This is a genomic window from Ruegeria spongiae, assembly GCF_023502395.1.
Classification (GTDB): Bacteria; Pseudomonadota; Alphaproteobacteria; order Rhodobacterales; family Rhodobacteraceae; genus Ruegeria_C; species Ruegeria_C spongiae.
In genome coordinates this window covers 332,489-357,239 of record NZ_JAMFMB010000001.1, presented here as the reverse complement: position 1 = coordinate 357,239, position 24,751 = coordinate 332,489, and the positions used below count along the sequence as shown (strand labels likewise).

Annotated in this window: 23 protein-coding genes; 12 read left to right on the top strand and 11 right to left on the bottom strand. The window is 62.9% G+C overall.

The genetic code is table 11. From position 1 onward, the window contains the following. Positions 1–43 precede the first annotated feature (43 nt). Both M3P21_RS01740 and M3P21_RS01735 read right to left on the bottom strand, forming a co-directional pair. Entirely contained in the window at positions 44–1,159 is a 1,116-nt protein-coding gene (locus tag M3P21_RS01740; protein WP_249706282.1) for a THUMP domain-containing class I SAM-dependent RNA methyltransferase, read from the bottom strand. Between the two features lie 50 nt (positions 1,160–1,209). Beyond that, positions 1,210–2,388, bottom strand: coding sequence for a dipeptidase (locus tag M3P21_RS01735; protein ID WP_249706281.1), 1,179 nt, complete (start codon positions 2,386–2,388; stop codon positions 1,210–1,212). 139 nt (positions 2,389–2,527) lie between these two features. Here M3P21_RS01735 and M3P21_RS01730 point away from each other — a divergent pair, with 139 nt between their 5' ends. Continuing rightward, positions 2,528–2,797 (top strand): DksA/TraR family C4-type zinc finger protein, encoded by a 270-nt coding sequence (locus M3P21_RS01730; RefSeq protein WP_249706280.1) that lies wholly within the window; start codon positions 2,528–2,530, stop codon positions 2,795–2,797. Between the two features lie 87 nt (positions 2,798–2,884). Next, positions 2,885–3,535: a hypothetical protein gene (locus M3P21_RS01725; RefSeq protein WP_249706279.1), complete on the top strand. Its 651-nt coding sequence runs from the start codon at positions 2,885–2,887 to the stop codon at positions 3,533–3,535. Between the two features lie 45 nt (positions 3,536–3,580). Here M3P21_RS01725 and M3P21_RS01720 read toward each other — a convergent pair whose 3' ends face one another. The 3 genes from M3P21_RS01720 to M3P21_RS01710 form a co-directional block, all read right to left on the bottom strand. Beyond that, positions 3,581–5,401, bottom strand: coding sequence for a M3 family oligoendopeptidase (locus M3P21_RS01720; RefSeq protein WP_249706278.1), 1,821 nt, complete (start codon positions 5,399–5,401; stop codon positions 3,581–3,583). Between the two features lie 94 nt (positions 5,402–5,495). Then, entirely contained in the window at positions 5,496–6,461 is a 966-nt protein-coding gene (locus tag M3P21_RS01715) for an alpha/beta hydrolase (protein ID WP_249706277.1), read from the bottom strand. Beyond that, on the bottom strand, positions 6,461–6,751 hold the full coding sequence (locus M3P21_RS01710) for an SCP2 sterol-binding domain-containing protein (protein ID WP_249706276.1): 291 nt from the start codon (positions 6,749–6,751) through the stop codon (positions 6,461–6,463). Before M3P21_RS01710 ends, M3P21_RS01715 begins: the two co-directional genes overlap by 1 nt. A gap of 70 nt (positions 6,752–6,821) precedes the next feature. Between M3P21_RS01710 and M3P21_RS01705 the strand changes: the two genes are divergently transcribed. The 6 genes from M3P21_RS01705 to M3P21_RS01680 all read left to right on the top strand — a co-directional run bounded on the left by M3P21_RS01705 (position 6,822) and on the right by M3P21_RS01680 (position 12,816). Continuing rightward, positions 6,822–7,391, top strand: coding sequence for a tetratricopeptide repeat protein (locus M3P21_RS01705; protein WP_249706275.1), 570 nt, complete (start codon positions 6,822–6,824; stop codon positions 7,389–7,391). Positions 7,392–7,419: 28 nt separating this feature from the next. Then, the gene (locus tag M3P21_RS01700; protein ID WP_249706274.1) at positions 7,420–10,320 is read left to right on the top strand and encodes a helicase-related protein; all 2,901 of its coding nucleotides are present in this window, start codon (positions 7,420–7,422) and stop codon (positions 10,318–10,320) included. A 6-nt stretch (positions 10,321–10,326) separates the two neighbouring features. Then, complete coding sequence (locus M3P21_RS01695; RefSeq protein ID WP_249706272.1) at positions 10,327–10,698, top strand: RNA-binding S4 domain-containing protein; 372 nt, start codon at positions 10,327–10,329, stop codon at positions 10,696–10,698. Positions 10,699–10,764: 66 nt separating this feature from the next. Further along, positions 10,765–11,103, top strand: a complete 339-nt coding sequence (fdxA, locus tag M3P21_RS01690) for a ferredoxin FdxA (RefSeq protein ID WP_249706270.1) — start codon at positions 10,765–10,767, stop codon at positions 11,101–11,103. Between the two features lie 308 nt (positions 11,104–11,411). After that, positions 11,412–11,927 carry a CarD family transcriptional regulator gene (locus tag M3P21_RS01685; RefSeq protein WP_249706268.1) on the top strand — a complete coding sequence of 172 codons (516 nt, stop codon included), beginning with the start codon at positions 11,412–11,414 and terminating at the stop codon, positions 11,925–11,927. 118 nt (positions 11,928–12,045) lie between these two features. Continuing rightward, the gene (locus tag M3P21_RS01680) at positions 12,046–12,816 is read left to right on the top strand and encodes a potassium channel family protein (RefSeq protein ID WP_249706266.1); all 771 of its coding nucleotides are present in this window, start codon (positions 12,046–12,048) and stop codon (positions 12,814–12,816) included. Here the strand turns inward: M3P21_RS01680 and cobS are convergent. Further along, complete coding sequence (gene cobS / locus M3P21_RS01675; RefSeq protein WP_249706264.1) at positions 12,813–13,577, bottom strand: adenosylcobinamide-GDP ribazoletransferase; 765 nt, start codon at positions 13,575–13,577, stop codon at positions 12,813–12,815. The two genes, M3P21_RS01680 and cobS, sit on opposite strands and share 4 nt — an antisense overlap. 79 nt (positions 13,578–13,656) lie before the next feature. On the opposite strand from cobS, the gene cobT reads away from it, so the two are divergent. After that, positions 13,657–14,679, top strand: a complete 1,023-nt coding sequence (gene cobT, locus M3P21_RS01670) for a nicotinate-nucleotide--dimethylbenzimidazole phosphoribosyltransferase (RefSeq protein ID WP_249706262.1) — start codon at positions 13,657–13,659, stop codon at positions 14,677–14,679. 10 nt (positions 14,680–14,689) lie between these two features. Here cobT and M3P21_RS01665 read toward each other — a convergent pair whose 3' ends face one another. Together M3P21_RS01665 and M3P21_RS01660 are read right to left on the bottom strand one after the other, a co-directional pair. Beyond that, the gene (locus M3P21_RS01665; RefSeq protein WP_249706260.1) at positions 14,690–16,561 is read right to left on the bottom strand and encodes a monovalent cation:proton antiporter-2 (CPA2) family protein; all 1,872 of its coding nucleotides are present in this window, start codon (positions 16,559–16,561) and stop codon (positions 14,690–14,692) included. Positions 16,562–16,577: 16 nt separating this feature from the next. Continuing rightward, on the bottom strand, positions 16,578–17,033 hold the full coding sequence (locus M3P21_RS01660) for an Lrp/AsnC family transcriptional regulator (protein ID WP_249706258.1): 456 nt from the start codon (positions 17,031–17,033) through the stop codon (positions 16,578–16,580). A gap of 149 nt (positions 17,034–17,182) precedes the next feature. Between M3P21_RS01660 and hppD the strand changes: the two genes are divergently transcribed. Together hppD and M3P21_RS01650 are read left to right on the top strand one after the other, a co-directional pair. Continuing rightward, a complete protein-coding gene (hppD, locus tag M3P21_RS01655) occupies positions 17,183–18,277 on the top strand; it encodes a 4-hydroxyphenylpyruvate dioxygenase (protein ID WP_249706255.1) in 1,095 nt (364 codons plus the stop codon). A gap of 194 nt (positions 18,278–18,471) precedes the next feature. Next, a complete protein-coding gene (locus M3P21_RS01650; protein WP_249706253.1) occupies positions 18,472–19,092 on the top strand; it encodes a sulfotransferase family protein in 621 nt (206 codons plus the stop codon). 214 nt (positions 19,093–19,306) lie between these two features. On the opposite strand, the gene M3P21_RS01645 is transcribed toward M3P21_RS01650, so the two are convergent. After that, positions 19,307–21,421, bottom strand: a complete 2,115-nt coding sequence (locus M3P21_RS01645) for a hypothetical protein (protein ID WP_249706251.1) — start codon at positions 21,419–21,421, stop codon at positions 19,307–19,309. Positions 21,422–21,585: 164 nt separating this feature from the next. On the opposite strand from M3P21_RS01645, the gene M3P21_RS01640 reads away from it, so the two are divergent. After that, positions 21,586–22,284, top strand: coding sequence for an SIMPL domain-containing protein (locus M3P21_RS01640; protein ID WP_249706249.1), 699 nt, complete (start codon positions 21,586–21,588; stop codon positions 22,282–22,284). A 56-nt stretch (positions 22,285–22,340) separates the two neighbouring features. On the opposite strand, the gene M3P21_RS01635 is transcribed toward M3P21_RS01640, so the two are convergent. Next, a complete protein-coding gene (locus M3P21_RS01635) occupies positions 22,341–23,633 on the bottom strand; it encodes an O-acetylhomoserine aminocarboxypropyltransferase/cysteine synthase family protein (RefSeq protein ID WP_249706248.1) in 1,293 nt (430 codons plus the stop codon). 104 nt (positions 23,634–23,737) lie between these two features. Continuing rightward, a complete protein-coding gene (locus M3P21_RS01630; RefSeq protein ID WP_249706247.1) occupies positions 23,738–24,745 on the bottom strand; it encodes a GT-B fold glycosyltransferase domain-containing protein in 1,008 nt (335 codons plus the stop codon). Between the last annotated feature and the right edge of the window lie 6 nt (positions 24,746–24,751).

Below are 24,751 nucleotides of genomic sequence, written 5' to 3'. Positions count from 1 at the left end.
CGGCCTGTCGCCGGTTACCGAAGCAGGAGGTCTGAGCAGGTCCTCAGCATAGTTTCGAAGTCTGGTAGAGTTTGACCTTTAGCCCGCCATGGGCCACCGGCGGTCCGGACGGTAGAAAGGGCAGGCCGGTGGCTTTCGCCAGCCCGCCATCGCTGGTGATCACGCCCACGCGCCAGCCCGAGAACCGCTCTTTCATCACCTGCCCAAAGGCACCGTACAGCCCGAACAGGACTTTCTTGTTGCCGATCCGTGCCCCGTAAGGTGGGTTGACGATCACAAGGCCCGGTGGCCCGTCGGGCGGCGCGATATCGCTGATCGCGGCCCGGTGAAACCGGGTGATACCATCAATGCCCGCAGCCTTGGCATTGCGGATGCTGTTGGCGATGGCGCCGTCATTGCGGTCCGAGCCATAAAAGCGCTGATCAGTAGCGTTGCGCGTCTCGGAGCGGCGCATCTCCTCCCAGGCCTGGGCGTCAAAGCTGGCCAGTTTCTCAAATGCAAAACTGCGCGAGCGGCCCGGTGCGCGCCCGGTCGCGATCTCTGCGGCCTCCAGCACAAACGTGCCCGAGCCGCACATCGGATCATAGACCGGTTCGCTGCCGTCAAAACCGCATTGATGCAGGAACATCGCCGCCATGGTTTCGCGCATCGGAGCCTTTCCGACGGCGGGTTTGTGGCCCCGCTTGTGCAGACTTTCGCCGGACGTATCGAGGCTTATGGCGCAAAGGTCATCCTCGATCCGGACTTTTACGGCCAGGTCCGCCTTGGGGTCGATCGTTGCGCCCAATACCTCTGACAAGGCGCGCTCGACCCGTTGCGCGGCGGCCTTGGCGTGGTAGATTTTCGATTTGCGGCAAGTCACCTCGACCCGGACCGGGACATCGGCGCGCAGGGTCTCGACCCAGGGAAACTTGCGCGCCCGTTTGTCGAGCTGGGCGAGGTGAAAGGCGCGAAAAGCCCCGATGCGCACCAGCACACGGGTGGCCCCGCGCAGCCATAGATTGGCGCGCCAGACATCGGGCCAATGCCCCTGAACGGTCACGCCGCCGGGCGAGACGATGGGGGCGTCAAAGCCAAGCGCGTGCGCTTCCTCGGCCAGGGCTTGTTCCAATCCCGGCGTCACCACCAGAAAAATCTCGAAAGGCTCGGTCTTGTCCATCCGCCCTGCTTATCGGCAAAGCGGGGCGGGTTCGACCGGTTTCTGCGCCCTCATTGCAGGCGCGCGCGCAAGACGCGCACCATGTTCTCGCCCATCACCTTGCGGATCTGCGCCTCATTCAGCCCCTGATCCATCAGGGCCGATGTCAGTGCGGCCAGTTCCGACGTGTCAAAGGCGGTTTCGACCGAGCCGTCGAAATCGGACCCCAGCGACACGTGATCTTCGCCCAGAACCTCCACCGCCGCCACGATCATCTTGGCGATGCCTGCGGGCGTGATGTCGCCACAAGTGACATCGGCCCAGTAGCCGATGCCGATTACACCGCCGGTCCGGGCGATCTCGATCATCAGATCATCGGGGTAGTTCCGCTTGACCGGGCAGAAGCTGTGCAGCCCGGTATGGCTGACGATCAGCGGTATGTCGGTCATCGCGATCACATCGCGCGCAACCTGCGGGCTGGAATGGGCCAGATCGATCACCACCGGCCGCGCCGCCAGTTCCGCCACCAGTGCACGCCCGAAATCGGTCAGCCCGCTGTCTTCCTGACCATGCAATGACCCGCCCGCTTCGTTGTCGAAGAAATGCTGCAACCCATAGACCCGATGCCCCGCATCAAAGATCGGGTCGAGATTTGCCATGTCCCCCTCAAGCGGATGTGTGCCCTCGATTCCCAGAATACCGCCGACGATCCCTTCGCCATTTGCCCTGGCGGCCAGAACCGCGTCCAGATCGGCACGTGTCCTGATGATCTTCAGGCGGCCGTCAGAGTCGGCCTCGACCCTGTGCAGCTTCTCGGCCTGATAGATCGCGCGTTCCTTCAAGCTGTCCCAGGTCCGTAAGGGCCAACGCTGAATGATGGCAAGAAGGGTGATGTTGTCGCGGGCCTCTGAGTCGTTGTGGTCGTAGTTCTGACCGGCGGGGGATTTGGTGACGGCGGTGAAGACCTGCAGCGCCACATTGCCCTCGATCAGTCGGGGGATGTCGACCTGACCGCGCGTGCTGCGCTGGGTCAGATTACGGCTCCAGAGCAGGGGATCGGCATGCAGGTCGCCCACGATCAGGGTCTCATGCAGAGCGGCAGCCGGGCCGGAGACCGGGTAAGGCGCATGCTCGATCACGTTGTTCCGGCTTGCCTCGACATAGGCCGGCGCATAGCCAAACACCGCGATCGCACCAACCATCACGGCTGCAATCACAAGCCCGATCACCCATTTCAGCACCCTCAGCATCTTGCCTCTCTCCCTGCTGTGACAGGCCCAGCGTAGCGGGACAGGACGCAATGGAAAGCCCGGTGTTGAGTTGGTCGGGGCGGTGTTGGCGGAGATCGCAAAAACCGCTATGATAGCGGACCTGCAACGGAGGTTTGACATGGCGGGCGGATGGGCGCGCGACGGCGCGGTGAGCGAACAGATCGAGGCTTCGATTTCCGATGAGCTGGCGCGGATGAAAGCCGCCAAACGCCCCGTTGGCGACAGCCTGACCCATTGCGCCGATTGCGAAGAAGCGATCCCCGAAGCGCGGCGACAGGCGATACCGGGCGTCAAGCTGTGCATCGAATGCCAGCAGGATCGCGACGCGTCCTTCAAACCGCGTGCGGGGATCAACCGGCGCGGATCGAAGGACAGCCAGTTGAAGTGATCCGGCCCCATCCACAGCGGGTGCAGACGTGGAGGCCCGCCCCGGATATGCTTGACGGGCATGGACCGACAGAGAGGATATTTCGACATGAAGAAAATCATTACTGCGGCACTGCTGGCCATTCCCGTTCTGGGCATGTCCGGCCCGTCTGCCGTCGCGCAAGACACCAGCATGAGCTTTTTCATCACCAGTGTCGGTATGGGCAAGGGCGGTGATCTTGGCGGGCTTGAGGGGGCGGATGCCTATTGCACCCAGCTTGCCGAGGCGGCGGGGACAACCGGCAAGACCTGGCGGGCTTATCTGAGCACGCAGGAAGAGGGCAAGCGCGGTATTTCGGCGCGCGACCGGATCGGGGCGGGGGCCTGGCACAATGCGCAAGGTGTTCTGATCGCCACCGATCTGGACGCGCTGCATCTGAACCCCAATATCGTCAAATCCACTGCGCTGGACGAAAACGGCAATCTGGTGAAAGGGCGCGGGGATTCGCCAAACGAGCATGACATTCTGACAGGGACGATGTCGGACGGCACCGCCTATTTCCCGCGTGAGGAAGCCGACCGGACCTGCAGCAACTGGACCAGTTCAGGCGAAGGCAGCGCCACGGTCGGTCACCATGACCGCCATGGCGGTGGGAACACCTCGTGGAACGCGGCGCATAACTCGCGCGGATGCTCGCAAGAGGCTCTGACGCAAACTGGTGGGGCCGGTCTGTTCATGTGCTTTGCAACGGGTGAATGAGTTTGAACCGGCCCCTTTCCAAGGGGCCGGAAATCGCGATGGAGGTCAGCCCTCCATCGCCTCCAGCTCGTCGATCATCTCAGAGATCATGCTCAGCCCCTTGTCCCAGAATTTGGGATCGCTGGCATCAAGGCCGAACGGGGCCAGAAGCTCTTTGTGGTGTTTCGAACCACCGGCTTTGAGCATGTCGAAATATTTCTCTTCGAACCCCTCCGCACCAGCGGCATAGACCGAGTAGAGCGCATTCACCAAGCCATCGCCAAAGGCATAGGCATAGACGTAGAAGGGCGAGTGGACGAAATGCGGGATATAGGCCCAGAAGGTCTCATACCCGTCCATGTACTCGAATGCGGGGCCAAGCGATTCCGCCTGCACCGACATCCAGAGCGCGTTGATGTCGTCCGGCGTCAGCTCGCCTTCGCGGCGTGCGGCGTGCAGCTTGCATTCGAAATCATAAAACGCGATCTGGCGGATCACCGTGTTGATCATGTCCTCGACCTTGCCCGCCAGCAGGATTTTGCGCTGCTCGGGGGATTCAGCGACATCCAGCATCTTGCGGAAGGTCAGCATCTCGCCAAACACGCTCGCGGTTTCGGCCAGCGTGAGCGGGGTCGAGGACAGCATTTCACCCTGATCGGCGGCCAGAACCTGATGCACGCCATGGCCCAGCTCATGGGCCAGTGTCATCACGTCGCGCGGCTTGCCCAGATAGTTGAGCATCACGTAAGGATGCACGTCGGTCACAGTGGGGTGGGAAAAAGCACCCGGCGCCTTGCCGGGTTTCACGGCGGCGTCGATCCAGCCTTTCGAGAAGAACGGTGCGGCCAGTTCACCCATACGCGGGTCGAAGGCCGCATAGGCGTCCATCACCGTTTTCTCGGCCTGCGCCCAGTTGACGACGCTCGTGTCCTCCATCGGCAGTGGCGCGTTGCGGTCCCAGACCTGCATCTTGTCCAGACCCAGCCATTTGCGCTTGAGCTCGTAATAGCGGTGGCTGAGCTTGGGGTAGGCGGCCACAACCGCTTCGCGCAGCGCCTCGACCACTTCGGGTTCGACATCGTTGGACAGGTGCCGCCCAGTCTGCGCGGTCGGCATGCCGCGCCAGCGATCAACGATTTCCTTTTCCTTGGACTGGGTGTTGTGGACGCGGGCAAAGGTCTTGATGTTTTCGCCAAAGACCCGCGCCAACTCGCGGCTTGCCGCCTCGCGCTTGGCCCGGTCCTGTTCGGTCAGCAGGTTGAGCGTGCCCTCGATGTTCAATTCTTCGCCGTCGACGGTGAAGGTCAGCCCGGCAATCGTCTCGTCAAACAGCCGTTCCCAGGCGTCGCCGACAACGCCCAGATCATGCAGGAATTTCTCAAGTTCGTCGCTCAGCTGATAGGGTTTCATCGCCCGGATACGGCGGAAGACCGGTGCGTAGCGGGCCAGATCGGCGTTTTGGTCCAGCAGCGCTGCCAGGTGGTCATCCTCTAGCCGGTTGAGTTCCAGCGTGAAGAAGACCAGCGGCGTGGTGAAGATGGTGATCTTCTCCTGCATGTCCGACATGAACTTGGCCCGGTCGGCATCGGTGGTCAGCTGGTAATAGCGCAAGCCCGCGAAAGACATGATGCGCCCGGCAATGGCGCTGATCTTCTCGTTGCGCTCGACGCAGGTCAGCAGGCCTGCGGCATCCAGATCGCCCAGATTGCCCTCGTAATCGGCGGCGAAGGCGGCACATTCGCCTTCCAGCCAGTCCAGATCGCGGGCCAGTTCCGGCGCGTCCTCGCCGGTATAGAGATCGCTCAGATCCCATTCCGGCAGATCGCCGAGATTGTCGGCGCCTCTGGCGGCATTTGCGTCACGAACGGGAAAGGGAAGGTTGAGCATCTGGGCCTCGCAAACTGCTTTCCCCGACATCTAGTTGCCGGGTCTGGCGATCACAAGTCGGATCGCGGTCCCGGCGCGCAATATGAAGGAAAGTTCAGGCGCTGAGTGCCGGGCAGGTCGCATTGGCGGCAAAGAAGCTGGCGAGCCGGTCATAGACCGGGCCGCGCACCTCGGGCGGCTCCATAAGAACTTCGTGCTCGCCATCGGGAATTTCGATCAACTCTCCCTTCGGCCAGCCTGCCATGCGCGCCCGGATCGCCTTGCGGTCGACGATCTGCTCGTGGCTGCCAAGCACCGCGATGCAAGGGGTATCGGGTGCGGGGCGTTCGGCCAGATCCTGACATTCATCCAGCGCCTCGCGCAGCCAGATGGTCGAGGGCGCGCCCAGAGACAATTCGGGATGCGCGCGCAGCTGGACCTTCATCATCTCGAACATGCCCGGATCACGGGTCAGGATGTTGCCCTCGAACGGTTGCGACGCGACATAGCTGTCCAGCGTGGTGGTCGGCGGGATCTTGTGGCCCAGACCAACTTTCGGCCCCCAATAGGCGGTCACCCAACTCAGCGGCTTCATAACCGGCGTAAAGAAGATGCCCCACATCGGGCCGGTAAAGGCGCAGCTGGCAACCGTGGCACCCTCATAGAGCGCGCGCAGGCCGATCGCCCCGCCCATCGAGTGGCCGATAATGTGATAGGGGCGCGGCAGGTCCAGCGCGGCGGCGGCGTCGAACACGGCCCTCACGTCCTGCTGGTAATCCACGAAGCGGTCCACATGGCCGACGCGGTGGTCATCCAGCGGCCGGTCGGCCAGCCCCTGTCCACGCCAGTCGATGGCCAGAAAAGCAAACCCCCGCGCGGTGAACTCGCGCGCCGCGTCGCCATATTTCTCGACATATTCGGTGCGGCCGGGGAACATCAGGACGGTGCCCTGTGCCTCACCCTCGGGCCGCCAATGCCCGATCCGGATGCAAACCTTGTCTGCAGTGGTCAGCCAATGGGCCAGACCCCCGGTCGGACCGCCGGCCACATCTTCAAAAAGGGGGGCCGGCGACATTTTCATCAGGCCAGCACCGATGCAAGCTGCATGGCCAGGCTCATATCTCCGTCCACGGTCAAACGGCCGGACATGAAGGCACCGGTGGCATCCAGATCGCCAGCGACGATCTGCTGGAATGTGTCGACATCCGCGCGCAGGGTCACGTCGGCCGCATCATCGCCAACGCGGGCGCCGCTGCCGTCCAGCATGATCGCGCCCAGATCGGCAACATCGAATTTCGCGGTCGCGGAAAACGCCCCGCCGGCAAGTTTTTCATTCAAGGCGCTGACGGCCTGGTCAAGTAGTTCGCTCATGGTCTTCCTCTATCTTGCGCCCGTGCGGTGATTGGACATTGTGACGGGCGACGCTACAGTGGACCGTGTTATGAACATTGCATACCCCATACTCAAAGATATCGTGGCGGCAACCTTCGTCATAGTGATGTTTTCCGGGTCTGGACATTCCCAGGAAGCCGATATCAACGACGAATCGCAGCTGCTGGCTGCTTTGGCGCTGGCCGACGAGTCGCAGGCAAGACGCCTGAACCGGCAATTGCAGTCGCTGTGGTCGAAATCGGGCTCGGCCTCGGCGGATCTGCTGCTCCAGCGCGGGCGCGACGCGCTTGAAGAGGATGACCTTGAGGCGGCGATCGAGCATCTGACGGCGCTGACCGATCACGCGCCGGATTTCGCCGAGGCCTGGCATGCCCGCGCGTCGGCCTATTTCGCTGCCGATTTGCTCGGACCGGCGGTGGCGGATCTGGAACGCGCGCTGGCGCTGAACCCCAACCAGTATGACGCGATCTTCGGGCTCGGGCTGATCTTCGAGGCGCTGGATCGTCCGCAACAGGCCTATCAGGCCTATGAGCGCGCGCTGGCTATACATCCCCATCACGAGCAAGTAACCACTGCCATGAATCGGCTGCAATCCCACGTTGAGGGGCAGTCACTCTGAAGCCCGGTGAACCGGGCAGGGGGCGAAGGTGAACGGGTCATCCCGGATCGTGGCCGTTCTTGGCCCGACCAACACAGGCAAAACGCATTACGCGATCGAGCGGATGCTGGGGCATCGCACTGGCGTCATCGGCCTGCCGCTGCGCCTGCTGGCGCGCGAGGTCTTTGACCGCATCGTGGCGGCGCGCGGTCCCTCGGTGGTGGCGCTGGTCACCGGCGAGGAACGGATCGTGCCGCCGCGCGCGCAATACTGGGTCTGCACCGTCGAGGCGATGCCCGAAGGGATGGGGGCCGATTTCGTCGCCATTGACGAGATCCAGCTTTGCGCCGATCCCGAGCGCGGCCATGTCTTCACCGATCGCCTGATGCGGTCGCGCGGCACCCATGAGACGTTGTTTCTGGGCGCTGACACCATGCGCGGCCCGATCCGGGCGCTGGTGCCCGAGGTGGAATTCGTACGCCGTGATCGCATGTCGCAGCTGGTCTATTCCGGCTCGAAAAAGATCAGCCGGATGCCTGCGCGCAGCGCCATCGTCGGGTTCTCGGTCGACAACGTCTATGCCATTGCCGAACTGATCCGCCGCCAGAAAGGTGGTGCCGCTGTTGTCATGGGCGCACTCAGCCCGCGCACAAGGAATGCGCAAGTGGCGCTTTATCAGAATGGCGAGGTCGACTATCTGGTGGCCACCGACGCCATCGGCATGGGGCTGAACCTTGATATCGACCATGTGGCGTTTTCCGCGCTCAGCAAGTTCGACGGGCGGCGGATGCGACCGCTCGCCCCCAACGAGTTGGCCCAGATCGCGGGTCGCGCCGGGCGCGGCATGTCCGATGGCACATTTGGCGTCACCGGCGAGGCCCCCAAGCTGGACGACGGCATGGCGCAGGCGATCATGGACAGCCGCTTCACGCCGCTGAAAAAGCTCAACTGGCGCAATCCCGATCTGCGCTTCGGGTCGGTCGAGGCATTGATTGACGCGTTGGAACAGGGCCCGCAGGACGACACCCTGCTCAAGGCGCGCCCCGCTGATGATCTGCTGGCGCTCAAGACGCTGTCACAACAGACCGAGGTCATGGCCCGCGCCAGTGATGTCGCCTCGGTTCGGTTGCTCTGGGACGTGTGCCGGGTGCCGGATTTCCGGGGTATCAGCCATGCCGAACATGCCAGCCTGCTTGAGGTCATTTTTGGCCACTTGCATGAACGCGGGGGTATCCCGAACGATTTCATGGCCCGCCAGATTCGGCGCATCGACCGCACCGATGGCGACATCGACACATTGTCGAAACGGTTGGCATATATCCGCACGTGGACATATGTCGCGCAGCGGAACGGCTGGGTTGCCGACGAATCACATTGGCGTGACGAAACGCGCGCTGTAGAAGACAGGGTGTCGGATGCTTTGCATGACCGTCTGACCCAGAGATTTGTGGATCGGCGCACATCTGTGCTGCTGCGCCGGCTCAAACAGAAGGAGGCCCTTTTGGCCGAAGTGAACGATAAAGGTGAAGTGACCGTCGAAGGCGAATTCGTCGGCCGTCTGGAAGGGTTCCGGTTCAGCCCGGACAAAAGCGCGCAAGGTGCTGAGGCGAAGGCGTTGAAAACCGCCTCGCTGCAGGCGCTCGCGCCGCAATTCCATCTGCGGGCCGACCGGTTCTACAACGCGCCCGATACCGAGATTGATTTCACAGATCAGGGCGGGTTGATGTGGGGCGAATACGCCGTCGGCAAGCTGGTTGCCGGGGACGACCCGATGAAGCCGCAGGTCGAGGTGTTTGTCGACGAGGCCGCCGGGCCGGATGTGGAACAGAAAGTGCAGCGCCGGTTGCAGCATTTCATCGACCGCAAGGTCGCGGCCCTGTTCGAGCCGCTGGCGAATCTGTCGCGCGACGAAGAGCTGACCGGGCTGGCGCGCGGCTTTGCCTTCCGCATGGTCGAGGCACTGGGCATCATCCCGCGCGCCCAGGTGGCGCAGGAAGTCAAGGACCTGGATCAGGACGCCCGTGGCGCGCTGCGCAAGCACGGCATCCGGTTTGGCCAGTTCACCATCTTCATGCCGCTGCTGCTGAAGCCTGCGCCGACGCGCCTGCGTCTGGTGCTGTGGTCGCTCAGCCAGGGGCTGCAGATGTTCCCCGACGCCCCACCGCCCGGTCTGGTGACCGTGCCTGCCGATGCCGATGCGCCCAAGGGCTATGACACCATGTGCGGTTACCGCACCGCCGGTGAACGCGCGATCCGCATCGACATGCTGGAACGTCTGGCCGACATGCTGCGCAACGAAGACAGCCGGGGCGGGTTCGAGGCCAAGCCCGACATGCTCTCGATCACCGGCATGACGCTGGAACAGTTTGCCTACCTGATGCAGGGGCTGGGCTATAACGCCGAGCGCGGCGAGCGCGAGAAGGTGAAAGCGCAACCCGTGGCCGAGGCAACACCTGCCGAGACCGACGGCGCAGCCGAGACGCCCGCCGAGACCACCGGGACCGCTGAGGCCTCAGTCGAAGACAGCCCGGCAGAGCCGCCGGTTGCTCAAACCGAGGAACCTGTCGAGGCCGTCGCAACCGAGGCAAAACCCGAAGAGGCCGCAGCCGAAGAGACACCGGGTGAGGCCATTGCTGAGGGTGATGCCTCCGAGGCTGCTGCACCTGCCGAACCCGAGGTCGAAGTGTTCTTCACCTTCACCTGGGGCCGCAACCGCCAGGCAGGACGCGGGCCGCGCCGGGATCAGAAACAGGGCCGGGGAGCGCCGCGCGGGGACAAGCCGCAGGGTAAATCCCAGGGCAAACCGCGTGGCAAGCCGCAGGGCAAGAAGGGCGGCAAACCGCAACAGGGGGCCAAGACCTTCTCGTCGCGCCCGCCCAGATCCGAAAAACCCATCGACCCGGACAATCCTTTTGCCGCAGCGTTGATGGGCCTGAAAGAGGGCAAATAACAGCCGATGTCCGAGGCGCCCACCCGGCAGCGTCTGGACAAATGGCTGTGGCACGCCCGCTTCTTCAAGACCCGCAGCCTCGCCGCCAAACTGGTGGCGGGGGGCAAGGTGCGGGTCAACGGCACCCGCACCGAAAAGCCCGCACAACCGGTTGGTCCCGGTGACGTGCTGACCTTTGCGCAGGCGCGCGACGTGCGGGTGATCCGGATCGAGGCCATCGGCGCGCGGCGCGGCCCGGCGCCCGAGGCGCAACAATTGTACCAGGATCTGAGTGAACCAAAGGACACGGTGGCGCAAAACCCCACCTATGAGGGAAAAGGTCGCCCCACCAAGAAAGAAAGGCGATCACTTGACCTTTCTCGCAGGCAAGACCCCTGATCGCGGCTTGAACTGTCGCCGGGTCTGAATTAGCTAACCGGTCAAAGAGCCAGTAGGAAACGGACCATGACCTATATCGTCACCGACAATTGCATTGCCTGCAAATACACCGACTGTGTCGAGGTGTGCCCGGTGGACTGTTTCTACGAGGGCGAGAACATGCTGGTCATTCACCCCGATGAATGCATCGACTGCGGCGTGTGCGAACCCGAATGCCCCGCCGATGCGATCCGCCCCGATACCGAACCGGACATGGAAAAATGGGTCGAGTTCAACCGCAAGTATTCCGAAGCCTGGCCGGTAATCGTGACCAAGAAAGACCAACTGCCCGAAGCCGAGGAGCGCGATGGCGAAGAGGGCAAGCTGGACAAGTATTTCTCGGAAGCACCAGGCGAAGGCGGCTGATCGCAAAACGGGTAAGTGATTCGGTCCTATTTGTACCAAACTGGCCGGTTCAGAGTTCAACTTGGCTTCGTAAGCTGTTGAAAAATATGGGGCAGGGGGGTTGTGACCTCACGTCCGCTTCCGATTTCCCCGAAATTATGGTAAGTTAACAACTCAACTGAAGTTATGACCGGGATATACTCCGCTGGACCTCACACCTCGGAGCTAGGAAAAACGTCACAATCTCCACCAATCGGGAGCCTGAAGAAGGGTCCCGGAGTGGTGTTTTGACGTCGAAACATCCCGACGCAAGCAAAGGAAAGATCTGTATGTCGAAGTCGAAGAAGCTCGAGTTCCGCCCCAATGACTATGTTGTCTACCCGGCGCATGGCGTGGGACAGATCATTTCGATCGAAGAACAGGAAGTGGCGGGATACGCGCTTGAGCTGTTTGTGATCTCGTTCGAAAAAGACAAGATGACGCTGCGGGTGCCCACCAACAAGGCCACCGAATCCGGTCTGCGCTCGCTCAGCTCGCCAGATGTGATCAGTCAGGCGATGCGCACGCTCAAGGGCAAGGCCAAGGTCAAGCGGGCCATGTGGTCGCGCCGGGCGCAGGAATACGAGCAAAAGATCAACTCGGGCGATCTGATCGCCATTGCCGAGGTGGTCCGCGACCTGCACCGCACCGATGATCAGCGCGAGCAGAGCTATTCCGAGCGTCAGCTCTACGAGGCCGCGCTGGAACGTCTGATCCGCGAAGTGGCCGCCGTGTCGGGCGGTGACGAGATTCTGGCTGCCAAGCAGGTGGACGAGGTCCTGACCTCGCGCGCCGTCGCCGCCTGATCCGTGATCGTCTGAACGTATCGGGGCCGCCCTTTGGGGCGGCCTTTTTCATGCATTGGCGGTTGCGGTCATGCGGGTTTCCGCGCTTATCCTTGTCCAACGCTTGCGGAGGATGAGAATGACCGGCTTAAAGCGTTTCGTGCGCATGCTTTATATCGGTAGGGGGCCGGTGTCGGTCTGGTTTCGATATGGGCTGATCCTCTTTGATCTGACGACCATTGTTTTCTTCGTCTCGACCGCACCGCTTGAACATGGGCCCGGCCTGACCCGGGCCAGCGTGCTGGTTGGGCTGATTATTCTGTTGGATCTTGCGGCGCGGCTGTGGATTGCGCGCGACCGGTGGGCGCTGTTGCGCAAGATCTACACACTCGCCGATATCGTGGTGATCGGATCGTTGCTGCTGGATCCGTTTCTTGAGGGCAATCTGGCGTTTCTGCGCATCCTGCGGGCGCTGCGCCTGATCCATTCCTATCACCTGCTGCACGATCTGCGCCGCGACAGCCAGTTCTTCCGAACTCATGAGGACGCGGTGATTGCCGCCGTCAACCTGCTGGTCTTCGTGTTCGCAACCTCGACCGCCGTGCTGGTCTATTTCATCCCCGAAAACAGTCAGACGCCTTATATCGACGCGCTGTATTTTACCATGGCAACACTGACCACGACCGGATTCGGAGACATCACATTGGCGTCGCCTGCGGGCAAGCTGTTTTCGGTGTTCATCATGGTGGTGGGCGTGGCGTTGTTCGTGCGTCTGGCGCAGGCTATCTTCATGCCTCAGAAGGTGCGTCACAAATGCCGGGGCTGCGGGCTGTTCCGGCATGATCCGGACGCGGTGCATTGCAAACATTGCGGCGGTTTGCTCAAGATCGAGACCGGCGGGGCGGGCTAGACCGTGGCGCTGAGCGCCAGCAGGAATGTGATCTCGCCAACCTGCTGGGCTGCGCCCAGAACGTCCCCGGTCTGACCGCCGATCTTGATCCTGGCCAGCGCCGCCAACCCGGCCACGACAAGGGCTGACATAAGCGCAGGGATCAGCGCGGTGGCCCCTGCAATCAGCACGCTCAGTCCCAGCGCCAGCACCAGTCCCAACGCAACGCGTGCCCCCGAGGGCCTGCCGACCTCGTGGCTCAACCCTGCGCCGCGCGCATTTGGCATTGCGGCCATCAGCACCGGCATCAGGGCGCGCGACCAGATCGCCGCTGCCAGCAGCATCCCAAGCGCGCCCGTGCCGATCAGGGTCACGATCGCCCCCCAGCGCAGCAGCAGAGACAGGATCAGCGCCAGCACACCATAAGTGCCGATATGGCTGTCCTTCATGATCTCCAACCGGCGTTCGCGGGTGAACCCACCCCAGAACCCGTCCACCGTATCGGCCAGCCCATCCTCATGCATCGCACCGGTGCTCGCTACCAGCACGATCACCACCAGTGCAGCGGCCAGCGTTGCAGGCAGGCCAAGCGCCAGCGCGGCGGCACCGGTCAGCCAGGCCAGAGCGCCCAGAACCAACCCGACGAAGGGAAACGCCCAGACCGCCTGCGCCTGGCGTTCAAAGACGGGTTCGGGCAGGCGGGGCAGGGGCAGGCGGGTCAGCAGGACCAGAGCCAGCGGAATATCCCAGCCCGAGACGGGGCGCATGTCGCTTTTTGTCATTCACGGGCCTTTGTTGGTCTTGTCGCATCACGCGCTTTGGTTAAACACGCAGGAACGATCTGATGCAACGAGGCTCTTGATGCTCCCTGACCTGACCGACCTGACCGACCTGACCGACTTCCGCACCGCGCTGAGCCAGGCGCCGGGGCCCGATGGGGATGCGCTGAGCGCCGCACAAGACAGAAACGGGCAACTGACCAAGCCGCCCGGCGCCCTGGGGCGGCTCGAGGATCTGGCGATCTGGTATGCGGGCTGGCGCGGCGACGCGCGGCCACAGGTCAAGGCGCCGCAGGTCGTCGTCTTTGCCGGCAATCACGGGGTTACCGCGCAGGGCGTGTCGGCCTTTCCCGCCGAAGTGACCGCACAGATGGTGCTGAACTTTCAGCATGGCGGCGCGGCGATCAACCAGCTTGCCGGGGCAGCGGGCGCGCGCCTGGATGTGCATGCGCTGGATCTGGACCGGCCCACGGATGATTTTACCAAAGGCCCGGCCATGAGCGAGGCGGACCTGCTGGACGCGCTGCGCACCGGCTGGGCGGCGGTGGACCCGTCCGCCGACCTGCTGGTGGTGGGTGAGATGGGCATCGGCAACACCACCCCGGCAGCGGCCCTGGCCTGCGCGCTTTACGGGGGCGATGCGGGTGACTGGACCGGGCGCGGCACCGGTGTGGACGCGGCCGGGCTGGCCAACAAGACGCGCGTGGTGGCCGAAGGCGTGGCTCTGCATGGCGGCAGCGATGACGGGCTGGAGATCCTGCGCTGCCTCGGCGGGCGCGAGATCGCGGCGATGGCCGGAGCGATCGCGGCGGCGCGGGTGTTGCGCATCCCTGTCATCCTCGACGGGTTCATCTGTACGGCGGCGGCGGCCTGTCTGGCGCGGGTCTCGGGTGCCGCGCTGGATCATGCGGTGGCGGGCCACCAAAGCGCCGAAAGCGCCCATGCAAGCCTGTTGCAGAAGCTGGGCAAGCAACCGCTGCTGTCGCTGGGCCTGCGGCTGGGCGAGGGGTCGGGCGGGGCGCTGGCAATCAACATCCTGAAATCGGCCGTGGCCTGCCATTCCGGTATGGCCACCTTTGCCGAGGCCGGTGTGACCGACGGCTGAGCCGCGCGGCTCAGGCCGATTTCTTGGCGTGTTCCTCGGCCAGTTCCACCAGCGCGGTTTCAAGATCGCGCTGCAACTCGTTGGAACGCGCGATATACTCGGGGTTTTCGCTGGCAGACACACCCGGTTTCCACAGCGCGGCCAGCTCGCGCAGTGATCCACGGTCGTGGTGATAGAAGGTCTGTTCGGCCCCGGCGGCCTCGAACTCGGACAGGCCCACATTCTCCAGCACGTAGCGTCCGGCGCGCAGCGAGGCGTCAAACATCTCGCGCACGATGTCGTCGGCCCCGGCCTGATACAGCTCATAGACATGGGTGCGGTCATAGGCTCGGGCAACGATGTGCAGATCGGGTTGCTGACGGCGGGCGTAAGCGACCAGTTTGGTCACCTCGGCGGGGTCGTCCATCGCCGCCACCAGCACCTTGGCCTTGGCCAGGCCGGCAGCTTTCAGCAATTCCGGTCGGGTCGGATCGCCCAGAAACCCCTTGTAGCCAAAGCGCCGCATCAACTGGATGGTTTCCATATCCGTGTCCAGCACGACCGTCTTGAAGCCGCTGGCCTGCACCAGCCGGTTCACGATCTGCCCGAACCGTCCGATCCCGGCGATGATGATCGGGCCTTCCTCGTCGATCTCGTCGGGTTCGTGCTTTGGGGTGGTGTCGCGCATGTTCTTGGACAGCAGATCATAGATGATGAACAGCAATGGTGTGATCAGCATGGTCAGGGCGATGATCATCAGCAGCTTCTGCTGCAACCCCGGAGGGATCACGTTGTGCTGCGCCGAAAACGCCACCAGCACAAAGCCGAACTCTCCCGCCTGTGCCAGGCCAAGCGTGAACAGCCATCGGTCGCGCCCGCGCAGATTGAACGCCCGCCCCACCACATAAAGGATGATCCCTTTGGCCAGGATGACCAGCAGGGCCAGCCCGATCAGATCCAGCGGGTCGCGGAAGAACAGGTTGAAATTGATGCCCGCTCCGACGGTGATGAAAAACAGCCCCAGAAACAGCCCCTTGAACGGTTCCAGATCGCTTTCCATTTCGTGGCGGAACTCGGAGTTGGCCAGAACCACACCGGCCAGAAACGAGCCCAGAGCGGGGGACAGCCCAACCAGCGACATCAGGAACGAGATGCCGACAACGATCACCAGCGCCAGCGCGGTGTACATCTCGCGCAGGTTCGTCGCGTGGATGTAGCGGAACACGGGCCGCGTCAGATAGATGCCCGCCAGCACAACCGAGGCCACGGCCCCGATGGTCACCAGCGTCACCGCCCAGCCGGGCAGCCCCGCCACCAGCGAAAGCGTTTCCGCATGACCATCCTCACCGCCAAGCGTGATGGAACCATCGCTGTTCAGATGCGGCATCGCCTGCAGCGCCAGCAGGGGCAGGAAGGCCAGGATCGGAATGACCGCGATGTCCTGCGTCAGCAGGACCGAGAACGTGGCCCGCCCGCCGGTTGTCTGCATCAGCCCTTTCTCGGACAGGGTCTGCAACACAATGGCGGTCGAGGACAGCGACAGCGTCAGCCCGACGGCCAGCGCAATGCTCCAGGGTTGGCCCGCAACCATGGCCACCGCCATGACGGCGAGTGTCGACACACCGACCTGCAATCCGCCCAGCCCGATCAGCCGGTCGCGCATGTCCCAGAGCGCCTTTGGCTCAAGCTCCAGTCCGATCAGGAACAGCATCATCACCACGCCGAACTCGGCCACGTGCTGCAGGTCTTCTGTCTCGGCGCCGACCAGTCCCAGAACCGGGCCGATCACGATGCCCGCCGCCAGATAGCCCAGCACCGACCCCAGCCCCAACCGCGCCGAAAGCGGCACGGCGATCACCGCCGCTGCCAGATAGATCGTGGCCTGGTAGAGGAAGTTTTCCATGTCGGTCCTTTCGCAGTCAGGTCGGCAGCGGCGCGTCGCGCTTGAGTTGATCCATCACGATCTGGCTTTGCACGCGGGCTACCGCAGGATGGGGCAGGATGACCTCATGAAGCAAGCTGTTCAGGGCCCCCAGATCGGCACAATAGACATGCAGGAGGTAATCCGCCTCTCCGGTCATCGTCCATGCGCTGATTATCTCCGGTCTGGTATCGACCATACGCGCGAAGCCTGCCGACTGGTCCGGGCCATGGGTGCCCAGATGGACCTGGACAAAGCCCTGCACCTGCAACCCCAGCCGCCCGGGATCAAGCCGCGCGGCATAGCCGGTGATGTAGCCTTCGCTTTCCAGCCGCTGCCGTCGCCGCCCGGCCTGGCTGGGCGAGAGGTGCAGAAGCTCTCCCAATTGATGCGCGGTCAAATGGGCGTTCTTTTGCAGCGCCGCGAGCAGGCGGCAATCCGTATCATCCAGCATATGCGTCATCTTTTCGTTTTTTTACAGGATAGCGCGCAGATCCCGCATGGGAAGGGGGAAAGCCCCGTGAGTTTGCGCAGAAAGCGCGCGGAATCAGGCGTATATTTGTTCAAGCGAACGGAAACTCAGCAATAAGTAGGAGACGCGCCATGGGTCCTTTCCCGCACAATGCCCCGAAATCGATCATCAGCGATGAAAACCCCGCCGGCACGGACGGGTTCGAGTTTGTGGAGTTTGCCCATCCCGAGCCGCAGGAACTGCGCGATCTTTTTGCCCGGATGGGCTATGCGCTGACCGCTCGCCACAAGAGCAAGGATATCGAGCTCTGGCAGCAGGGCGATGTGACCTACATCCTGAACGCCGAGCCGGGCAGCTTTGCGGCGCGCTTTGTCGAGGAACACGGCCCCTGTGCGCCTGCGATGGGGTGGCGCGTGGTGGATGCGCAGGCCGCTTACGCGCATGCGGTGTCGCAAGGGGCCGAGCCTTATGACGTGGATGACAAGACCATGGATGTGCCTGCGATCAAGGGCATCGGCGGCTCGCTGATCTACTTCATCGACCAGTATTACGACACCTCGCCCTACAATCACGAGTTTGACTGGCTGACCCAGTCCAAGCCACGCGGCGACGGGTTTTTCTACCTCGATCACCTGACCCACAATGTCTTCAAGGGCAACATGGACAAATGGTTCCGGTTCTACGAGAGCCTGTTCAACTTCCGCGAAATCCGGTTCTTTGACATTCAGGGCAAGTTCACCGGGCTGTTCAGCCGCGCGCTGACCTCGCCTTGTGGTCGCATCCGCATCCCGATCAACGAGGATCGCGGCGAGTCCGGGCAGATCGTGTCCTATCTGAAGAAGTACAAGGGCGAGGGCATCCAGCATATCGCGGTGGGGTCGGACGACATCTATGTCTCGACCGATGCGATCGCCGAGAAGGGTCTGAAATTCATGCCCGGCCCGAACGAGACCTATTATGACCTGTCCTACGACCGCGTGTCGGGCCATGACGAGCCCAAGGACAAGATGATGAAACATGGCATCCTGATCGACGGCGAAGGGGTTGTGGATGGCGGCGAGACACGGATCCTGCTGCAAATCTTCTCGAAAACCGTGATCGGGCCGATCTTTTTCGAATTCATCCAGCGCAAGGGCGATGACGGGTTTGGCGAGGGCAATTTTCAGGCGCTGTTCGAATCCATCGAGCGCGAACAGATCGCAGCCGGTGAAATCGCCGCCGGATAATGGGAGGAAGGGTAGGTGGGCCGCGAAGGCGGCTCGCCAACACTTCCGAGATCGATTCTCGCCGTGACCGAGCTCCGATTACGCAACGCAGACCGTCCCGCGCGCGGTGGTCTATCACTCGGTTCGGTAATGACCTAGAGTACCCTCACGAAGCCATGATTTTAAGGCGATCCATTTTTTGTGAGGGGATTTCTTTGACACTTTCAGTAATCGGAGCCGGGTTTGGCCGGACAGGGACGGAATCGCTCAAACGGGCACTTGAGATTCTGGGACATGGACCTTGCTATCATATGTATGAGGTGCTGCCCCACCCGGAACGCGTGGCGCTCTGGCGTGGGATTGCGCAGGGGGATCAGCCGGACTGGGACGATGTGTTTTCCGGCTATCGGGCAACGGTAGACTGGCCCGCTGCCTTTTATTGGCGCGCGTTGAGCGCGCATTTCACCGCCGCGAAGATCATCCTGTCGGTTCGGGACGCCAAGAGTTGGTACAAAAGCATGGACAGCACGATCCTTGAGATCCTGAGAAACAGCGAAGATGCAGAGTCGATCGGCGCGAAACTCATCGCGCAGCAGGTGTTTCAAGGGCGTTTGCATGACCGCGAGCACATCATTGCGGTCTATGAAAGAAACATCGCGGATGTTCAGGCGGCGTTTGGGCCAGATCGGCTGCTGACCTATGAGTTGGGAAGCGGGTGGGAGCCGCTCTGCCGGTTTCTGGATTGCCCGGTTCCGGATGAGCCCTATCCAAGCGGCAATAGTTCCGAGGAGTTTCATGGAAAAGTCGCGGCTACCACCGACAAACCGTCGGGGTGACAGGTCGCGCCTAGAGTCGTTTCCGCATGAACCACCGGCAATGATGTTCAGGCTGCTCGTCTTGGGCGTTTTGCAGATCTCCGAAATCGGCGTATCCAAGCCGCAGGTAAGACGCATGTGCCTCCGGGCTTGACGTATCCAGCCATGCGCCATGGCAACCTGTGTCGCAGGCCCTGTTCTCGGCGGTCCGCCTCGGGCCCGGGCGTCAGCGAGATCAACCCTTGGGCATCTTCAGCGTCACGTTGCGCCCGCTTTTCTGATACCGCAACTCGCTGTCTCCGATGGCGATGACGCGGCCGCCACTGATCCGGTCGCCCACCTTCACCTTCTTGTAGCGCCCGTTCGGCATCCGCACCAGCGCGCGGCGGTTGGACGGGGTGCCGAACACGCCGATCAGGCTGATCTTTCGCAGGCTTATGGCGTTCTTGACCGTGGCCTGCCGCGCCACCGAGCTTGGCGAGGGGCGGCTTGGCTTCACCACTTTGGGCGCAACCGTCCTGATTTGGGTTTGCTGGTCGAGATTGGCCAAAGAGCCGAGATTGGCGCTTTGCTGCCCGCGCGCCGCAAGCTCCTGCGGGCGCAGGCGGGGGCGCGGGATCGGGTCGACCAACTCGACCGACGCCACGATCTCGTCGACCTGTTCCTGTATCTTCAGCGTGTCGGGGCGTGACTTCGGGCGGATGCCGGACAGTTCCGCGCGCGACCGGCCCCCCAGCCGGGCGCGCTCGTTCAGCTCCTGCAGGTTGTCCGGGCGCGGGCGCGGGCGCTTCTGGGCCAGAACGTCGCGTGTCTCGTCGATCTCGGGTTCGGCCTCGAAGCGCAGCGGTGTTTCCGGCGGCACCTTCGGAGGTTTGCCCAGATAGACCAGAATGCCGTCGGGGCTGCGGGCGCCTTCCGGCGTGGGGTCGACCAGACCGCGCGCGTCCAGATCAAACCCGGCATCCGCGATGGCGGGCGCGGTTTGCACCACAACCCTGAGGTCGGTGTCGAGTTGCGCCGCTGGCGGCAGTGCGATGGGGTCCTGCGACAGGTCGGTGCGGTCGATGGAAGCGACATAAAGATCGTCCAGCGTGACCGGCGCGGGTGCGTCCGGCCCGGCGGGAGACCCGGACCACAGACCCGTTTCTGCATAAAGCGCTTCGGTATCCAGTATCTCTGGCAGGGGGGGATCATCGGCTTGCAGGTCTTCGTCGGCCAAGGCATCCAGAACGGCAGTGTCTGTGTCGCTCAACTGCGGGATTTCGGTTGGCGCGGGCAGGGCGTCGATCAGATCCGCGATGGCCTCTTCAGTTGCCGTGGGCATCTGCGCTGCGGCCACCGTCGCGTCATTGTCCAGCGGTTCGGGCGTCGCCGCCGGTTCTTCGGTCAGATCCGGTGACGCCTCTTCAATGGCGGCATGAACCGGGTCGGGGTCAGACCGGAACAGGCTGCTGATGGGGTTTTCCAGAAACAGCGTCGCCCAAAGCCCCACCAACACAAGAACAACCAGCAGCGCCAGGGTCAGGATCAGGCCCAGAGGGCGCTGTTTCTTCGGTTCGGTGTCTTGCGCCGGGCCCGGTTTCGGGGGGGCAACGGGGGATGGTGGGGCATCGGATTGCGTCGGCACAGGTGGTTCCGACACGGGCAGCGGATCAGGAGCGATGGCTACGGGGGTCTCTTCAACCATGACCGCCTCGGGAGGCTGCGATTCCGGCTCCTCCGGTGGCGGCGGGGCGGTGTCCGCTGCCGGAGCGGGATCAGCAGGTGTGCTGGTTTCCTCCGCCTCGGAAGCGGGGTCCGGCAGCGCAACCGGGCCGATATCGACCACCACGCTGGCGTCGGTTTCGACGGCCTGGCTGCCGGTCCAGTCCTGCGCGCCGTGCGACAGGCCAAAGAAAGGTTCCCCCGGAAAGTTGCTGTCGCGCGGGGCGGCCACGAAACTGACCGGCGTGAACCCATGCTCGGTCGCAAAGCTTTCGGCCTCGGCGAGGGTCTCGCGGGCCACGGCGGCGACATGGATGACCTCGCCATCGGGCGCGATATCATAGATCAGATCGTCGATGTCATAGGGCGTGGCGCTGTCCAGGGCCCCGTCGATGAGATGGGTCAGCGCATCGCCTTCGAAGCCATGGGTCTCGACGTCGAGATATTTGATCTGATCGTCGGGCAGGACAAGCTTGCAAAAAAGCTCAGGCTCAAGCAGCAAGGCCTTGTCGCGCAGCGCCGCAAGCTGCGCACCCAGATCCGCGACGTCCAGCGCAACGTCGCCCACCATGCGCCAGCCACCGGTGGCCCGGTGCAGAAGGGAAATGCCCTCGAAGGACAATGACAGCGCAAAGGCGGGTTTCATGTTTCGGCGATACCGTCCAGCTCGATTCTGCCGCCGAAGAGGTGGCCAGCGGGGCGAGTTTAATGCAGGTTCATGCCGAGGGAAAGAAAAAGACCCCCGCCGCCTCTTGCCAAGCGGGGCACCGCGTACCCATCTATGACCCCGGATCAAGAGGAGAGAGAGCCTTGAGAACACTGGTTTTTTTGATTGCCGTATTAATGGCTGCGACCGTCGGAATGGCGCAGGCGGATGAGCGGCGGATTTCCGTGACGGGCACAGGAACGGTTGCCGCCGCCCCCGATATGGCCACCGTGACGCTGGGCGTCAGTCATCAGGCCGATACCGCGCAGGAGGCGATGGACCAGACCTCGCAGGCGATGGCGGCGGTGTTGGATCGGCTGACGGGCCTCGGCATCGACAAGAGCGACATCCAGACCCAGAACCTGTCGCTCTATCCGGTCTGGAACACGATCGTGAACCGCGAGACGCAGCAGCAGGAACGCGAGTTGACCGGTTTCGCGGCCTCGAACCTGGTTCAGGTGCGGGTGCGCGATCTGGACAGTCTGGGCCAGACGCTCAGCGCCGTGGTTGCTGATGGCGGCAACGAAATGCGCGGTCTGAATTTCTCGGTCAGCGACCCCGAGCCGCTGCTGGCCCAGGCCCGAGCGGAGGCTGTGAAAGACGCGATGGACAAGGCCCGCCAGTTGGCCGAGGCGGCGGGCGTCACACTGGGCGAAGTGGTTTCGATCAACGAACATGGTGGCAATGGCCGTCCGATGATGGCGCGCGCCGAGTTTGCCGCTGATGCCGGATCGGTGCCGGTTGCGGCGGGTGAGGTCAGCTACAACAATTCTGTCGCGATGGTGTTTGCCATCGGCGAATGATGACACCACTGGCGTCTGCGGGCTTTGGGTTGCCCGCAGACACCAAGGCATTCAGGTCAGGCGGTGGCTTTGGCCAGCGCCTGATCGAGATCGGCGATCAGATCGTCCGCATCCTCGATCCCGATCGAGAGACGTACGACATTGGCACCGGCCCCGGCGGCCTCTTGCTGCTCGGGTGTAAGCTGCCGGTGCGTTGTCGAGGCCGAATGGATGATCAGCGAGCGCGCGTCGCCCAGATTGGCCACATGGCTGAAGATCTCCAGCGCATTGACCAGCTTGACGCACGCGTCATAGCCGCCCTTTACCGCAAAGGTGAACAGCGCACCCGCGCCCTTGGGATACTGCGCCTTGACCCGGTCGGCATAGGGCGACGAGGGCAGGCCCGCATAGGTGACGTAATCAACCCGGTCATCCGCCTCGAGCCAGGCGGCGAGCTTTTTGGCGTTCTCGACATGGCGCTGCATGCGCAGGCTCAGCGTCTCGATCCCCATCAGCGTGTAATGCGCGCCTTGCGGGTTCATGGTCATGCCCAGGTCACGCAGCCCGATGGCAATGCCGTGGAAGGTGAAGGCCAGCGGCCCGAAGGTCTCGTGGAATTTCAGCCCGTGATAGGCGGGCTCGGGCTGGCTGAGCGAGGGGAACTTGTCGCTGGCCGACCAGTCGAACGTGCCGGAATCGACGATACAGCCGCCGGTCACGGTGCCGTTGCCGGTCAGGTATTTGGTGGTCGAATGCACCACCAGTGTGGCGCCATGTTCAATCGGGCGGCAGAGATAGGGCGTGGCCGAAGTGTTGTCGACGATCAGCGGCAGGCCCGCCGCATCCGCGATATCGGCCAATGCGCGGATGTCGGTGACATAACCGCCGGGGTTGGCGATGGATTCGCAGAACACCGCGCGGGTGTTCTCGTCTATGGCGGCATTGACCGCGTCCAGATCGTCGGTATCGACAAATGTCGCCGACCAGCCGAAGCGTTTGATGGTCTGGCTCAGCTGGGTGACCGATCCGCCGTAAAGCCGGGTCGAGGCGACCACATTGCAGCCCGGTTGCATCAGCGGGAACAGTGCCATGATCTGCGCCGCATGACCTGAGGAGCAGCAGACCGCCCCGGCGCCGCCTTCCAGCGTGGCGATGCGTTCCTGCAGTACCGCCACGGTCGGGTTGGTCAGGCGGGAATAGATATAGCCCACTTCCTGCAGGTTGAAGAGCGCGGCGGCGTGATCGGCATCGCGGAACACGTAAGCGGTGGTCTGATAGATCGGTGTCTGTCGCGAACCGGTTGCCGGATCGGGGCGCGCGCCTGCATGGATTTGCAGCGTGTCAAAGCCATAAGTGGGGCCGTCGGACATGGAAAATCTCCCTTTTGGTATGTGTTTGATGCAATCTGTAGGCCATGAACCCCTTGCGCACAACGCAGCTTTGTCTGGTCCGAAGTCTCTGCGGACCGGGCCGCTCAGCGCAGCCATAACCCCGCTTCTCTGATCTGCTTGCGCATGACCTGTTCGCGCCGGGGCAGGTTCTGCTGATCGAACAGCGCCCGGACCTTCGCGCCCTTGCCCTGAAACACCAGCTTGCGGATCGGCTCGTATTGCTTGAGCACTTTCTTGAATTTGTTGGGCGCCGCCACCTCTTCCAACACCTCGATCACGCGATCGCTCTCACGCGCATAGAGCAGCGGGAAGAGGCGGTAGTGACAGCTGACATCACCGTCCAGATACCCCCCGGGCAACGCGTCGCGGCCACCACCGAAGGAATGAATGACCAGTGGCAAAGCCACCTGATCAAGCCAGGGATCGAGGCTCTGGCAAATCAGGGCATCCGGCGGGTCATCACGGATCGATCTTGCATAGTCCAGAAAACGCTCGCCGAAGGCGCGCGGGCATTTGTAGTAGAAAAAGCCTGCGTTGAAATAAAGGTGCCGCCGCCAGTATTCATCCGGCTGGCTGAGGTCCAGAGAGCTGTCATAATCCAGCCCGAACCGGTCATAGAGCGATTTCCAGATCCCGGCGTATCCGGGTCCGTACAGCGTCGGCTCGGGCCAACTGCCTTCGCATCTGAGCGAGGCAGAGGGGCGGTCGAAATCGAAGGGCACAGAGGCCAGCTCTCCGGTGATCAGCGTGTCGCTGTCGAAGAAGACAAACGGCTCGCCCTCGGGCAAGGCCATCAATGCTTCGATCTTGTTGCCATGAGGGTAGGACTGCCCGAAGACCCTGTTCTCGAAGGGCAGAAGTTCGACATTCAGCCGGTCCAGCGCCTCCAGCGTGGCCTGATTGCGCAGGCTCGGGTCACCGGACCAAAGCGGTCCGGGCTGTGGCGTGGCGACGAACAGCCGTCCGCGAAACGCGGGCGCGCAGTGGCGCAGCGAGGCGGCAAAGAGCAGCGCCTCATATTGCAGGCGGTTGTTCTGGCCGATGATCACGACGTTGAAAGTCTGGGATGTTGTCGACGGTTTGCCTGCCATGCCTGT

Bases quoted from the DNA above. Each gene is read 5' to 3' on its own strand.
- M3P21_RS01740 (WP_249706282.1), bottom strand. From the start codon at position 1,159: ATGGACAAGACCGAGCCTTTCGAGATTTTTCTGGTGGTGACGCCGGGA.
- M3P21_RS01735 (WP_249706281.1), bottom strand. From the start codon at position 2,388: ATGCTGAGGGTGCTGAAATGGGTGATCGGGCTTGTGATTGCAGCCGTG.
- M3P21_RS01730 (WP_249706280.1), top strand. From the start codon at position 2,528: ATGGCGGGCGGATGGGCGCGCGACGGCGCGGTGAGCGAACAGATCGAG.
- M3P21_RS01725 (WP_249706279.1), top strand. From the start codon at position 2,885: ATGAAGAAAATCATTACTGCGGCACTGCTGGCCATTCCCGTTCTGGGC.
- M3P21_RS01720 (WP_249706278.1), bottom strand. From the start codon at position 5,401: ATGCTCAACCTTCCCTTTCCCGTTCGTGACGCAAATGCCGCCAGAGGC.
- M3P21_RS01715 (WP_249706277.1), bottom strand. From the start codon at position 6,461: ATGAAAATGTCGCCGGCCCCCCTTTTTGAAGATGTGGCCGGCGGTCCG.
- M3P21_RS01710 (WP_249706276.1), bottom strand. From the start codon at position 6,751: ATGAGCGAACTACTTGACCAGGCCGTCAGCGCCTTGAATGAAAAACTT.
- M3P21_RS01705 (WP_249706275.1), top strand. From the start codon at position 6,822: ATGAACATTGCATACCCCATACTCAAAGATATCGTGGCGGCAACCTTC.
- M3P21_RS01695 (WP_249706272.1), top strand. From the start codon at position 10,327: ATGTCCGAGGCGCCCACCCGGCAGCGTCTGGACAAATGGCTGTGGCAC.
- fdxA (WP_249706270.1), top strand. From the start codon at position 10,765: ATGACCTATATCGTCACCGACAATTGCATTGCCTGCAAATACACCGAC.
- M3P21_RS01685 (WP_249706268.1), top strand. From the start codon at position 11,412: ATGTCGAAGTCGAAGAAGCTCGAGTTCCGCCCCAATGACTATGTTGTC.
- M3P21_RS01680 (WP_249706266.1), top strand. From the start codon at position 12,046: ATGACCGGCTTAAAGCGTTTCGTGCGCATGCTTTATATCGGTAGGGGG.
- cobS (WP_249706264.1), bottom strand. From the start codon at position 13,577: ATGACAAAAAGCGACATGCGCCCCGTCTCGGGCTGGGATATTCCGCTG.
- cobT (WP_249706262.1), top strand. From the start codon at position 13,657: ATGCTCCCTGACCTGACCGACCTGACCGACCTGACCGACTTCCGCACC.
- M3P21_RS01665 (WP_249706260.1), bottom strand. From the start codon at position 16,561: ATGGAAAACTTCCTCTACCAGGCCACGATCTATCTGGCAGCGGCGGTG.
- M3P21_RS01660 (WP_249706258.1), bottom strand. From the start codon at position 17,033: ATGCTGGATGATACGGATTGCCGCCTGCTCGCGGCGCTGCAAAAGAAC.
- hppD (WP_249706255.1), top strand. From the start codon at position 17,183: ATGGGTCCTTTCCCGCACAATGCCCCGAAATCGATCATCAGCGATGAA.
- M3P21_RS01645 (WP_249706251.1), bottom strand. From the start codon at position 21,421: ATGAAACCCGCCTTTGCGCTGTCATTGTCCTTCGAGGGCATTTCCCTT.
- M3P21_RS01635 (WP_249706248.1), bottom strand. From the start codon at position 23,633: ATGTCCGACGGCCCCACTTATGGCTTTGACACGCTGCAAATCCATGCA.
- M3P21_RS01630 (WP_249706247.1), bottom strand. From the start codon at position 24,745: ATGGCAGGCAAACCGTCGACAACATCCCAGACTTTCAACGTCGTGATC.